This is a genomic window from Halomonas sp., from assembly GCF_033549285.1.
Taxonomy (GTDB): Bacteria; Pseudomonadota; Gammaproteobacteria; order Pseudomonadales; family Halomonadaceae; genus Halomonas.
The window spans coordinates 46173-58261 of record NZ_JAWSUJ010000014.1 but is presented as its reverse complement, the minus strand read 5'-3'; the positions used below and the strand labels follow the sequence as shown (position 1 = coordinate 58261).

The 12089-nt window shown below is 64.3% G+C and carries 9 protein-coding genes and 2 tRNA genes; 8 read left to right on the top strand and 3 right to left on the bottom strand.

From position 1 onward, the window contains the following. Positions 1 to 1089: exodeoxyribonuclease VII large subunit (xseA, locus tag SCI24_RS05220; protein ID WP_318724373.1), on the bottom strand; the 1089-nt coding region annotated here is incomplete at its 3' end. Between the two features lie 182 nt (positions 1090 to 1271). Between xseA and guaB the strand changes: the two genes are divergently transcribed. From guaB to SCI24_RS05200, 4 genes are all read left to right on the top strand, one after another. Then, entirely contained in the window at positions 1272 to 2741 is a 1470-nt protein-coding gene (gene guaB, locus SCI24_RS05215; RefSeq protein WP_318724372.1) for an IMP dehydrogenase, read from the top strand. A gap of 95 nt (positions 2742 to 2836) precedes the next feature. Beyond that, positions 2837 to 4414, top strand: a complete 1578-nt coding sequence (gene guaA, locus SCI24_RS05210; RefSeq protein WP_318724371.1) for a glutamine-hydrolyzing GMP synthase — start codon at positions 2837 to 2839, stop codon at positions 4412 to 4414. Positions 4415 to 4556: 142 nt separating this feature from the next. After that, positions 4557 to 4733 carry a hypothetical protein gene (locus tag SCI24_RS05205; RefSeq protein WP_318724370.1) on the top strand — a complete coding sequence of 59 codons (177 nt, stop codon included), beginning with the start codon at positions 4557 to 4559 and terminating at the stop codon, positions 4731 to 4733. A gap of 680 nt (positions 4734 to 5413) precedes the next feature. Continuing rightward, the gene (locus SCI24_RS05200) at positions 5414 to 6595 is read left to right on the top strand and encodes a patatin-like phospholipase family protein (protein WP_318724369.1); all 1182 of its coding nucleotides are present in this window, start codon (positions 5414 to 5416) and stop codon (positions 6593 to 6595) included. A gap of 55 nt (positions 6596 to 6650) precedes the next feature. On the opposite strand, the gene SCI24_RS05195 is transcribed toward SCI24_RS05200, so the two are convergent. After that, entirely contained in the window at positions 6651 to 7832 is a 1182-nt protein-coding gene (locus SCI24_RS05195; RefSeq protein ID WP_318724368.1) for an IS4 family transposase, read from the bottom strand. A gap of 246 nt (positions 7833 to 8078) precedes the next feature. On the opposite strand from SCI24_RS05195, the gene SCI24_RS05190 reads away from it, so the two are divergent. From SCI24_RS05190 to SCI24_RS05175, 4 genes are all read left to right on the top strand, one after another. Then, positions 8079 to 9446 carry an IS4 family transposase gene (locus SCI24_RS05190; protein WP_318724367.1) on the top strand — a complete coding sequence of 456 codons (1368 nt, stop codon included), beginning with the start codon at positions 8079 to 8081 and terminating at the stop codon, positions 9444 to 9446. Between the two features lie 213 nt (positions 9447 to 9659). Further along, on the top strand, positions 9660 to 11027 hold the full coding sequence (locus tag SCI24_RS05185) for an IS4 family transposase (protein ID WP_318724367.1): 1368 nt from the start codon (positions 9660 to 9662) through the stop codon (positions 11025 to 11027). A 129-nt stretch (positions 11028 to 11156) separates the two neighbouring features. Continuing rightward, a tRNA-Val gene (locus tag SCI24_RS05180) sits at positions 11157 to 11233 on the top strand. 25 nt (positions 11234 to 11258) lie between these two features. Beyond that, a tRNA-Val gene (locus SCI24_RS05175) sits at positions 11259 to 11335 on the top strand. A gap of 43 nt (positions 11336 to 11378) precedes the next feature. On the opposite strand, the gene SCI24_RS05170 is transcribed toward SCI24_RS05175, so the two are convergent. After that, a complete protein-coding gene (locus SCI24_RS05170; RefSeq protein WP_318724366.1) occupies positions 11379 to 11837 on the bottom strand; it encodes a GAF domain-containing protein in 459 nt (152 codons plus the stop codon). Positions 11838 to 12089 lie beyond the last annotated feature (252 nt).

Here is a 12089-nt window from a genome sequence, read left to right as displayed (position 1 = left end):
GCGCCATTGCCAGTGGCGACGCACCATGCGCAAGTAGGGCAGCAGGCCGCCGCCTTCGCGGACCTGGGGCAGCACCACCTGGTGCAGGGCCTCCAGGCAGTCGCCCGGAGCAAAGGGAAAGGTGCCATTGGGGATGCGCGCCGCTGCCAGGGCGGCGAGCACCTCGCCGGGGTGGCGCAGCCGGGCCCGCAGGTGGTCCAGGCGCTGGGCCTCGGTCTCCAGGCGGGCGCGCTGGGCTCGGGTGAGCCGTTCGGCCAGCCGCTCGAGGCGGTGGCGCCGCTCGCGGCGGTCGGGCACCAGCTGCTCGGCGGCGGCCGAGGGGGTGGGGGCACGCACGTCGGCGGCGAAGTCGGCCAGAGTGACGTCCACCTCGTGGCCCACCGCCGACATCACCGGCAGCCGCGAGTGGAAGATCGCCCGGGCCAGGTGCTCGTCGTTGAAGGCCCAGAGGTCCTCGAGGCTGCCGCCACCGCGGGTGATCAGGATGGCGTCGCGGGCCGGGTCCAGCGCCTGCTGGCGGTTGAGCAGGCCCAGCGCCGAGATCAGCGCCGGGGCGGCCTCGCGCCCCTGCACCGGCACCGGGATCAGCGTCACCTGTGTAAGCGGCCAGCGCGCCGCGAGCACCGCCAGCACGTCGCGGATCGCCGCGCCGGTGGGCGAGGTGAGTACCAGCAGGTGGCGCGGCGGATAGGGCAGGGGGCGCGCGTTGGCGAACACCCCCTCCACGGCGAGCCGGGCCTTGAGCCGCTCGAAGGCCGCCAGCAGCTCGCCTTCACCCGCCGCCTGCACCGCCTCGACGATCAGCTGGTAGTCGCCGCGGGGCTCGAACAGCGACACCTGGCCGCGCACCTTGACCCGGTCGCCGTCGCGCATGGGAGCGGCGACGAAGCGCGCCCGGGTGCGGAACAGCGCACAGCGCAGCTGGGCCCGGTCATCCTTGAGAGTGAAGTAGATGTGCCCAGAGCCCGGCCGCGACACCCCGGAGAGCTCGCCCTCCACCCATACCTCGCCGACATCCTGCTCCAGCGCCTGGCGGGCGCGGCGGTTGAGCTCGCTGACGGAAAGCGGGGCTTCCTCGGGGCGGGGCATGGCGCGATCATCCCTGGCGGGTGGAGGGGAATACCCTAGCACGCGCCGCGGCTTTGGTGGCAGCGCCCGGGGCGGCAGGGGAGCGGGATAGCCGCCACGCGGATTGCCGCCCCCCGGCCAGGGTCGCTATAATGGGGGATTAACTTCACTCCCTCCCACCAGTTCACTGGGTGTTGCCGCATATGCTACGTATGGCCCAAGAAGCTCTTACGTTCGATGACGTATTACTCGTGCCCGGGTATTCCGACGTCCTGCCCAACGAGGTCAGCCTCCGGACCCGCCTGACCCGCGACCTCTTCCTGAACATCCCGCTCGTCTCCGCCGCCATGGACACCGTCACCGAAGCCCGCCTGGCCATCGCCATGGCCCAGGAAGGCGGCATCGGCATCATCCACAAGAGCATGACCATCGCCCACCAGGCGGCCGAGGTGCGCAAGGTCAAGAAGCACGAGAGCGTGATCGTCAAGGACCCCGTCACCGTGGGGCCCAAGGCCAAGCTGGCGGATCTGCTGGCGATGGCCGAGGAGCACGGCTTCTCCGGCTTCCCGGTGGTGGAGGGCGAGACCCTGGTGGGCCTGGTGACCCAGCGCGACATGCGCTTCCAGCCCAACCACGGCGACAGCGTGGCCGACATCATGACCCCCGGCGAGAAGCTCGTCACCGTACCGGTGGGCACCAGCCTCGACATCATCAAGGGCAAGATGCAGGAGCACCGCATCGAGAAGATGCTGGTGGTGGATGACGACTTCCGCCTGCGCGGCCTGGTCACCTTCCAGGACATCGAGAAGGCCCGCACCTTCCCCCTGGCGGCCAAGGATGCCGACGGCCGACTGCTGGTCGGCGCCGCCGTGGGCACCGGCCCCGAGACGCCGGACCGTGTGGCCGCCCTGGCCGAGGCCGGGGTCGACGTGGTGGTGGTCGACACCGCCCACGGCCACTCCAGGGGCGTGATCGAGCGCGTGCGCTGGGTGAAGGAGCACTTCCCGCAGATCCAGGTGATCGGCGGCAACATCGCCACCGCGGAGGCCGCGAAGGCGCTCGCGGAAGCGGGTGCCGATGCCGTCAAGGTGGGCATTGGCCCTGGCTCCATCTGCACCACCCGCGTGGTGGCCGGCGTGGGCGTGCCGCAGATCACCGCCGTCTCCAACGTCGCCGCGGCGCTGGAGCCCTACGACATCCCGCTGATCGCCGACGGCGGCGTGCGCTTCTCCGGCGACCTGGCCAAGGCCGTGGCCGCCGGCGCCAGCACCGTGATGGCCGGTGGCCTGCTGGCTGGCACCGAGGAATCCCCGGGCGAGATCGAGCTCTTCCAGGGCCGTACCTACAAGGCCTACCGCGGCATGGGTTCCATGGGCGCCATGTCCCAGACCCAGGGCAGCGCCGACCGCTACTTCCAGGACAAGAGCGAGGGCGCCGAGAAGCTGGTGCCGGAAGGTATCGAGGGCCGGGTGCCCTACAAGGGCATGATGAGCGCCATCGTCCACCAGCTGATGGGCGGCCTGCGCGCCTCCATGGGCTACACCGGCTGCCGCGACATCCAGGAGATGCGCACCAAGCCGCAGTTCGTGCAGATCACCGGGGCCGGCTTCAACGAGTCCCACGTGCACGACGTGCAGATCACCAAGGAAGCCCCGAACTACCGCGCGGGCTGATACACGCTTGAAGCCGGAAGCTTGAAGCTGGAAGTGGCCGCGCCGCTTCCAGCTTTCGTGTTTCCGGGCCGTTCGCCTCTCAAAGGAAAGGCCAGATGACCGACATTCACGCCCACAAGATCCTGATCCTCGACTTCGGCTCCCAGTACACCCAGCTGATCGCCCGCCGGGTGCGCGAGATCGGCGTCTACTCCGAGGTTCGCGCCTTCGACATCACCGAGGCCGAGATCCGCGAGTATGCCCCCAACGGCATCATCCTCGCCGGTGGCCCGGAATCCGTCACCGAGCTGGACTCGCCCCGCGCCCCCCAGTGCGTGTTCGAGATGGGCCTGCCGGTGCTGGGCATCTGCTACGGCATGCAGACCATGGCCGAGCAGCTCGGCGGTGCCGTGGAGGGCTCCCACGTCCACGAGTTCGGCTACGCCAAGATCCGTCTCGACGCCGAGACGGCGCTGTTCCGCGACATCTCGGACCACATCGACCACGAGACCGGCCGCAACCTGCTCGACGTCTGGATGAGCCATGGCGACAAGGTATCCCGCGTGCCGAGCGAGTTCACCGTCACCGCCTCCACCCCGAGCTGCCCCATCGCCGCCATGGCCTGGGAGGAGAAGCGATTCTACGGCGTGCAGTTCCACCCCGAGGTGACCCACACCCTGCAGGGCCTGCGCATTCTCGAGCACTTCGTGCTGGAGATCTGCGGCGCCGAGCGCCTCTGGACCCCGGCCCAGATCATCGAGGACCAGATCGCCCGCGTGCGCGAGCAGGTGGGCGACCGCCACGTGCTGCTCGGCCTCTCCGGCGGTGTGGACTCCTCGGTGGTGGCGGCGCTCTTGCACCGTGCCATCGGCGACCAGCTGACCTGCGTGTTCGTCGACAACGGCCTGCTGCGCAAGGCCGAGGGCGACCAGGTGATGGAGACCTTCGCCCGCCACATGGGCGTGAAGGTGATCCGCGTGGACGCCGAGGCGCTGTTCCTCGACAAGCTGAAAGGCGAGGCCGACCCCGAGGCCAAGCGCAAGATCATCGGCAACACCTTCATCGACGTCTTCGACGCCGAGGCCGCCAAGATCGAGGGCGTGGACTTCCTGGCCCAGGGCACGATCTACCCGGACGTCATCGAGTCTGCCGCGGCGAAGACCGGCAAGGCCCACGTGATCAAGTCGCACCACAACGTGGGCGGCCTGCCCGAGACCATGAAGCTCAAGCTCGTCGAGCCGCTGCGCGAGCTCTTCAAGGACGAGGTGCGCAAGCTCGGCGTCGAGCTCGGCCTGCCCTACGACATGGTCTACCGCCACCCCTTCCCCGGGCCGGGCCTGGGCGTGCGCATCCTCGGCGAGGTGAAGAAGGAGTACGCCGACATCCTGCGCGAGGCCGACGCCATCTTCATCGAGGAGCTGCACCGCGCAGACTGGTACCACAAGACCAGCCAGGCCTTCGCCGTCTTCCTGCCGGTGCGCTCCGTCGGCGTGGTCGGCGATGCCCGCCGCTACGAGTGGGTGATCGCCCTGCGCGCCGTGGAGACCATCGACTTCATGACCGCCCGCTGGGCACACCTGCCCTACGAGCTGTTGGAGACGGTCTCCAACCGCATCATCAACGAGATCACCGGCGTCTCCCGCGTGACCTACGATGTGAGCAGCAAGCCGCCCGCGACCATCGAATGGGAATGAGGCGCGCGTTGTGACAGCCGTCTGAAAACCCGCCCGCGTGGCGGGTTTTCTGTCTCTGGCATGATGGTCACCTTGACTGGTGTTCCTGCAAGTCAACTCCCAAGCAGTTTCTCTACGCCTTTCGGGAATGCCTCCTCGGTCTATGGCGACGGTATTTGCAATGGCCGAGATCGGTCTGCTCAGGGACCTGGATGCCCGGCAGGCGCTCCACCCGGTTGCCGGGAAGCTGGGCGAAGTCCCGCCAGCCGGCCATGTGGCGCACCCTGTCGCCCACGGCGTGGCGCGCATTCCGCGACTCGATCACCTCGCCCTGGACTAGATCGAGCAGCTCGGCCTCGCGCAGCTCGAACTCGCGCGGTCCAGCATGCCCTCGGGATAGTCGTTGATGGTGAAGTGGCGTGGCTGCATGGTGTCCGCCCTTCACGTGACGGGGAATCCGCCAGTCCAGGACGGAAGGCGGTGTGCAGGCCAATCGACGAGAGGCTGGAAGTCAAGGCCACGTAGGCGTCGAAGGCGCCACCTTGCTAGCCTTCCAGTCGGGCAGGACGGCGGCCTCCAGCAGTCAGGGTCGGGCCCCGACTCCTGAGGCTGACACGAGCAGATCGCGGGGTACATATCGGAGCCGACTTCTTCGATACATTGATGCCGGCCGCCGGTGCCGTCACGAACATTCTTCGTCGTCATGAGGAGCCCCCACGAACAAGAGGCATGTCTTTATATTCGGCCTGAATGACTTCAATCACTACAAGCCGGAGTAAGGTGCACGGCAGTGAGGCGACTGAGTTCTACCCGTTGCTCGATCGACGGCATCTCCCACTACGACTACGGCGCATCCTGCCAACCGTACTATCGTGGCGGATGCTGCGGGAGGGTGTTCAGGTTCCGGGAGTCGCTCAGGGGGCGGGTAACACCGGAGCGTCTCGATATCGACTCCGGGCCGCGACCAACAGGGGGGGCTCCACTACATTGAAAGCATATCGCGCGAGGTAGCCTACTATCATGGCGACTCAAGAAAAGGGGCATGGCAACGGCTCGGGATGCAATCGCACCGCCTTGCTGCTGCAGGGTGGTGGAGCGCTGGGCGCTTATCACCATGGAATCTACGAGGCCCTTGCCGAGGGTGGCATCGAGTTTGACTGGTTTGCCGGAACCAGCATTGGTGCCATTCAGGCGGCGATTCTCGCCGGAAACCCGCCGGAGCACCGCCTGGAGCAACTGGAGGCCTTTTGGGAGCGCATCACCTGGCCCCAATGGGTGCCGGTGCCGGGGCCGGAAGATCCCATGCGCAAGGCCACCAACATCGGCTCCGCGCTGTGGACCATGGTGTTAGGCCAGCCGGGCTTCTTCCAGCCGCGAGTGCCGATGCCCTGGGATTTTCTTGTCCAGCACAACCCGGACGTGAGTCTTTATGATGTTTCACTACTTGAGGACACGCTGAAAAAGGTAATCGATTTTGATTATCTCAACAGCGGGCATACGCGGTTGAGCATGGGTGCGGTTAACGTGGAAAGCGGCGAGCATGTCTTTTTCGACAACCACCGTCAAACCATTAGCGCGCGCCACGTCATGGCCAGCGGCGCCCTGCCTCCAGCCTTCCCATCCATAGAGATTGAAGGCTGTCGCTACTGGGACGGTGGCGTGCTCTCCAACAGGCCGCTGGACATTGTACTAAACGAACATCCGCGCCGTAGTACCCTATGCTTCATGGTGGATCTCTTTGACCCCGAAGGCTGGCGGCCAGGCAACCTTGATGAGCTCGAGGACAGGCGCAAAGACGTGATCTATGCCAGTAGCTCCACTGCCCAGATCGATAGCCATCGCATGGTGCATAACCTCCGACACGCGCTCTACGAGTTCTATAGACGTTTGCCCGATAGCGAGAAACAGGATCCGGTAGTCCAGGCGCTAGCCGAGGAGTGTTGTACGTCCGAGATAAAGATCGTCCATTTTATTTACCGGGGTCAGGCATATCGCTCCTGGGCAAAGGACTTTACCTTTCTGCGTCAGACCTTGGAGGATCATCGTGGCTCAGGGCGCCATGATGGAAACCTCATCTTGCGGGCACGGCCCTGGACTGCCAGCCTGCCACCTCAGACGGGTGTCGCCATCTATGAGGTGGATAACCTGTCCGGTACAGCCAACGCCCGGGGTGACATTTCGGAGACCAGATCGGCAGAGTAAACCGTGCCCTCTTTCGAGAAATAATAAGGGACAGACCCTGAGGCCTCCCCACGAATCATACGGTGACCCCCAACTCGGCTTCTTGTCGCATGAGCCGGAGGAGTCTGTCCATTCGGCCCGCAGGATAGCGGGCCAGAATGGCTTCACAACCAAGTCGCCACAGCGAGACGCCCCGCCGTGATCGACGCGTATTGCTTTGATAGGCCGGTGCCCTCCCCGCTCTATCGAGGGAAAGGCCGCTGGCCAGGAGCCGGAAGCTGGCCAGCATCGCGATGAGAAGCAGGATCTCGATCCGGCGTGCATATCGGGTACCATGCAAGTTGAACGCAAACCCGAAGCGCTCGCTCTTGATATCCCGAAACCCCTCCTCGATTTCCATGCGCTTGGCGTAGCGTTTGACGACTTTGGCGGCGAGGTTGTGGCGCGGTGTCAGGTTACTGACCAGCACCCAGGGTTCTCGGTGCCCCTTGGCCACCTTGCGACTTCGGGCAGCACGCGAGGCACCGCCGTTCTTGTTGCGGTCTTTGCGCCCTCGGTAGGGCGCGCGGTACAGGTACAGACGGGTCGCCAGTGAGCGCGTCTTGGCCAGCGTGACGAGACCACGCGACGCTGGCTCGCGGGTCGCCAGAGGAAACAGCGATTCCAGGCGGCGCCAATCGGATTCGCCGTCGTGCCGCAGTTGAGTCGCCCCACGCACGCGACCGATGTAGTACCAGCCATACGCCTCAACAGCCCGCAACCAGGGGGTCTTGAAGCCGGCATCGGTGATCAGGATGGGCTTGGCCTGCGGCGGCAACATCCACGCCAGGTCCGCAAGGAGCGCTTTCTGGCAACGGGGACAGGCGTCCTTGTGATGCACGCGCTCATGGATCGGAAACGATCGTTTCCCGAAGGGGATCGCGGCACGCAGCAGAAAATGACGCCCCCGGTCGTCGATCGGTGACCAGTCGACCAGGATGATGGGATGTCGCTGAGAGCCCACCAGCAGGCGAGCGACATCCGCATAGAGCCAACGTCGCTCGCGCTGCAGGTGAGGGTTACCGAGCAGGCGATCGACGCACTTGATCGCGTGCTTGGGCTGCGCCTGGCGCGGGAGCTGACGGCCGATCGCCGTCAGGGACAGGCGTTGCCCCGACAGCAAGGCCTCGACGCAGGTGGCGAGAGCATTGAAGCGGGCTGAATGCAGGAGGGAGGCTGAAGTCATCAGGATCCTGTGCAAGAATCGGGACGTCTGCATGGGCTCCTCGGCATATTGTTTCTTTGGCGATTAACAACATGCCTGCCCATGCAGACTTTTTTCAATCCTAATATACTGATTTTCTTATTCTATTCGTGGGGAGGCCTCAGGGTCTGACCCGAATGGCACTTACTTAAGGCATCGACGATGGCGTAACCCTCTGATATTAATGAAAACGGACGATGGATTGCGGTATTGTGTAAGTCGCGAAACCACACACAAACCGCCGATCCAACGTCCGCTTTCATGACCTATCCTACTGCTCCACTTCATCAGTGCCAACAGCGCCGTGTCGCGCATCATGCCCGCCGTCCGGACCATACCGAGCTGTGCGCTCAACTCCATGCGGCCTTCGCCTCTTCCGATCTTGATGAGACGCTGCCGGCTTGTCGCCACCGGCTCTTTCCTCCTGTTGCCACCCTGGAGACCTTCATCGCGCAAGTTCTGGATGCCGATGCCTCCTGCCAGCAAGCCGTCAATCGCCTCATGCTGAACCGGCAGCGCCCGGGGAGTGTCCGCACCGGTGCCTATTGCCGCGCTCGCCAGCGCTTGCCGGGGGCGGTAGTGGCCGACCTGACGCGCTATCTGGGACGCACCCTGGCGGAGGAGGTGCCGTCTGTCTGGACCTGGCAGGGCCGGCCGATCAAGCTGATCGACGGTACCACGGTGTCGATGCCGGATACGCCCGAGAACCAACAGCGCTTTCCTCAGCAAACCAGCCAGAAGCCTGGGCTCGGGTTCCCGATCGCCCGGCTGGTGGCCATCATGGACTTGAGTAGCGGGGCCATTCTCAATGCGGCGATGGGGCCCGTGAAAGGCAAGGGCACGGGAGAGCATGCCTTGCTACGGGAGATGCTCGATACCTTTGCAGCGGGTGACATCGTCATCGCCGACCGCTATTACCCCTCCTACGCGCTCATCGCCGAGTTGAACGCCCGCGGTGTCGATGTGGTCATGCGCCAACACTTCGGTCGCCAGAGCGACTTTCAGACAGGCAAGAGGCTGGGCTACAAGGATCACATCGCCACCTGGCAGAAACCGAAGAAACGGCACGAGTGGATGAGCCAGGAGGCCTTCGATGCCTTGCCCGACACTTTGCCGGTGCGGGAGCTGGCCGCAGGGAACATGGTCATCGTCACGACCCTGTGCTCCTCCCGGCAGGCGCCCCGCCAGCAGATACAGACGCTCTACAAGGCGCGCTGGCAGATCGAGCTGAGCTTCCGGGATATCAAGACGACCCTGGGCATGGAGGTGCTACGTTGCAAGACGCCCGCGATGGTGGAGAAGGAAGTCTGGGTGTATCTGTTGGCCTATAACCTGATCCGCCGGGTGATGGCGCATTCCAGCGAGTGGGCGGACCGGTTACCCCAGCACGTCAGTTTCAAGCACACAGTGCAGATTTTCCGGCAGATAGCGACACGTTCACCGCTAACGGATGAGGAGCGCCAGCGCATCATGGGGCAAGTTACAGCAATTCGAGTGGGCCAGCGGCCGGACCGGCTGGAGCCAAGAGCCATCAAGCGGCGGCCCCGACCCCATCGGTTATTGAAAACGCACCGGCATCAGGCTCGTGAGCAAATTCGGCAACAAGGTCATCCGAAAAAGCTTAAGTAAGTGCCATTCGGGTCTGACCCCGCTGCCGAGCGTGTTGCGCCAACCCTCTGATACTACTGAGCAGTAAACGACCTGGGGGTCAGACCCGAATGGCACTTACTTAAGGCATCGACGATGGCGTAACCCTCTGATATTAATGAAAACGGACGATGGATTGCGGTATTGTGTAAGTCGCGAAACCACACACAAACCGCCGATCCAACGTCCGCTTTCATGACCTATCCTACTGCTCCACTTCATCAGTGCCAACAGCGCCGTGTCGCGCATCATGCCCGCCGTCCGGACCATACCGAGCTGTGCGCTCAACTCCATGCGGCCTTCGCCTCTTCCGATCTTGATGAGACGCTGCCGGCTTGTCGCCACCGGCTCTTTCCTCCTGTTGCCACCCTGGAGACCTTCATCGCGCAAGTTCTGGATGCCGATGCCTCCTGCCAGCAAGCCGTCAATCGCCTCATGCTGAACCGGCAGCGCCCGGGGAGTGTCCGCACCGGTGCCTATTGCCGCGCTCGCCAGCGCTTGCCGGGGGCGGTAGTGGCCGACCTGACGCGCTATCTGGGACGCACCCTGGCGGAGGAGGTGCCGTCTGTCTGGACCTGGCAGGGCCGGCCGATCAAGCTGATCGACGGTACCACGGTGTCGATGCCGGATACGCCCGAGAACCAACAGCGCTTTCCTCAGCAAACCAGCCAGAAGCCTGGGCTCGGGTTCCCGATCGCCCGGCTGGTGGCCATCATGGACTTGAGTAGCGGGGCCATTCTCAATGCGGCGATGGGGCCCGTGAAAGGCAAGGGCACGGGAGAGCATGCCTTGCTACGGGAGATGCTCGATACCTTTGCAGCGGGTGACATCGTCATCGCCGACCGCTATTACCCCTCCTACGCGCTCATCGCCGAGTTGAACGCCCGCGGTGTCGATGTGGTCATGCGCCAACACTTCGGTCGCCAGAGCGACTTTCAGACAGGCAAGAGGCTGGGCTACAAGGATCACATCGCCACCTGGCAGAAACCGAAGAAACGGCACGAGTGGATGAGCCAGGAGGCCTTCGATGCCTTGCCCGACACTTTGCCGGTGCGGGAGCTGGCCGCAGGGAACATGGTCATCGTCACGACCCTGTGCTCCTCCCGGCAGGCGCCCCGCCAGCAGATACAGACGCTCTACAAGGCGCGCTGGCAGATCGAGCTGAGCTTCCGGGATATCAAGACGACCCTGGGCATGGAGGTGCTACGTTGCAAGACGCCCGCGATGGTGGAGAAGGAAGTCTGGGTGTATCTGTTGGCCTATAACCTGATCCGCCGGGTGATGGCGCATTCCAGCGAGTGGGCGGACCGGTTACCCCAGCACGTCAGTTTCAAGCACACAGTGCAGATTTTCCGGCAGATAGCGACACGTTCACCGCTAACGGATGAGGAGCGCCAGCGCATCATGGGGCAAGTTACAGCAATTCGAGTGGGCCAGCGGCCGGACCGGCTGGAGCCAAGAGCCATCAAGCGGCGGCCCCGACCCCATCGGTTATTGAAAACGCACCGGCATCAGGCTCGTGAGCAAATTCGGCAACAAGGTCATCCGAAAAAGCTTAAGTAAGTGCCATTCGGGTCAGACCCCAAGGGCTATGTCGAGCTCTCGGAGTGGCCATCAGAGCTTGCATTTCCGGGGCGGATGGGTAGAATACGCATCCGTTGCCACGGCGAAGTCATGCCGCGGCGGTGAAGCAGGACCATAGCTCAGTTGGTTAGAGCGCCACGTTGACATCGTGGAGGTCGGCGGTTCAAATCCGCCTGGTCCTACCAGAATTCGCCCGATGACGACAGCTTCAGGACCATAGCTCAGTTGGTTAGAGCGCCACGTTGACATCGTGGAGGTCGGCGGTTCAAATCCGCCTGGTCCTACCAGATACCGGAACGCCCCCGCAGCCCTTGGCTGCGGGGGCGTTCTTCATTCCAGGTCGGTCTTCTCGATGAACACCGCCACCAGCCGCTCGATGCCCGCCTGGTCGGCGTCGCCGAAGCGCGCCTGCCTCGGGCTGTCCAGGTCCAGTACGCCCCACAGCCGGTCATTCGCCACGATGGGTACCACCAGCTCGGCCCGAGAGTCCGCATCGCAGGCGATATGGTCGGCCACGGCATGCACGTCCGCCACGCGCTGGGTCTCGCGCGTGCGGGCGGCGGCTCCACAGACGCCCTTCGAGAAGGGAATGGGATGGCAGGCCGGCTTGCCCTGGAAGGGGCCCAGGCAGAGTAGGTCGGGCTGGCGCTGCAGGTAGAAGCCGACCCAGTTGAGGTCGGGGAGTTCCTGCATCAGGAAGGCGCAGGTCTGGGCGCTGTTGGTCAGCCAGTCGCGGGTATCGAGCAGGGCCTCGAGCTGGCGGGCCAGCAGGGGATAGTCGGGTGTCATGGCGGCTCCTTTAACGAAAGGGCCGGCACAGCGGCCGGCCCTTTGGCTATCTCTAATCGTTTTTCACTCAGGGCTCATCCGTCGTCAAGCCCCGGGGTGCCGGACCATCGAGGAGGTGCTGTGAACCCATCCCTGGGCGCTACCGACGCCCTGCTTCGCTCTCGCGTCCCGCTCCGCTTGCAGGACCAGAGCTGGCCATCCATGGCCAGCCCGTTCGAAGCAGTGCTTCTCACCCCTGGCGTAGGACCTCCT

What these genes read in the sequence shown, in the direction of transcription:
- guaB (WP_318724372.1), top strand. Translation starts at nt 1,272, where the DNA reads ATGCTACGTATGGCCCAAGAAGCTCTTACGTTCGATGACGTATTACTC.
- guaA (WP_318724371.1), top strand. Translation starts at nt 2,837, where the DNA reads ATGACCGACATTCACGCCCACAAGATCCTGATCCTCGACTTCGGCTCC.
- SCI24_RS05205 (WP_318724370.1), top strand. Translation starts at nt 4,557, where the DNA reads ATGGCGACGGTATTTGCAATGGCCGAGATCGGTCTGCTCAGGGACCTG.
- SCI24_RS05200 (WP_318724369.1), top strand. Translation starts at nt 5,414, where the DNA reads ATGGCGACTCAAGAAAAGGGGCATGGCAACGGCTCGGGATGCAATCGC.
- SCI24_RS05195 (WP_318724368.1), bottom strand. Translation starts at nt 7,832, where the DNA reads ATGCAGACGTCCCGATTCTTGCACAGGATCCTGATGACTTCAGCCTCC.
- SCI24_RS05190 (WP_318724367.1), top strand. Translation starts at nt 8,079, where the DNA reads ATGACCTATCCTACTGCTCCACTTCATCAGTGCCAACAGCGCCGTGTC.
- SCI24_RS05185 (WP_318724367.1), top strand. Translation starts at nt 9,660, where the DNA reads ATGACCTATCCTACTGCTCCACTTCATCAGTGCCAACAGCGCCGTGTC.
- SCI24_RS05170 (WP_318724366.1), bottom strand. Translation starts at nt 11,837, where the DNA reads ATGACACCCGACTATCCCCTGCTGGCCCGCCAGCTCGAGGCCCTGCTC.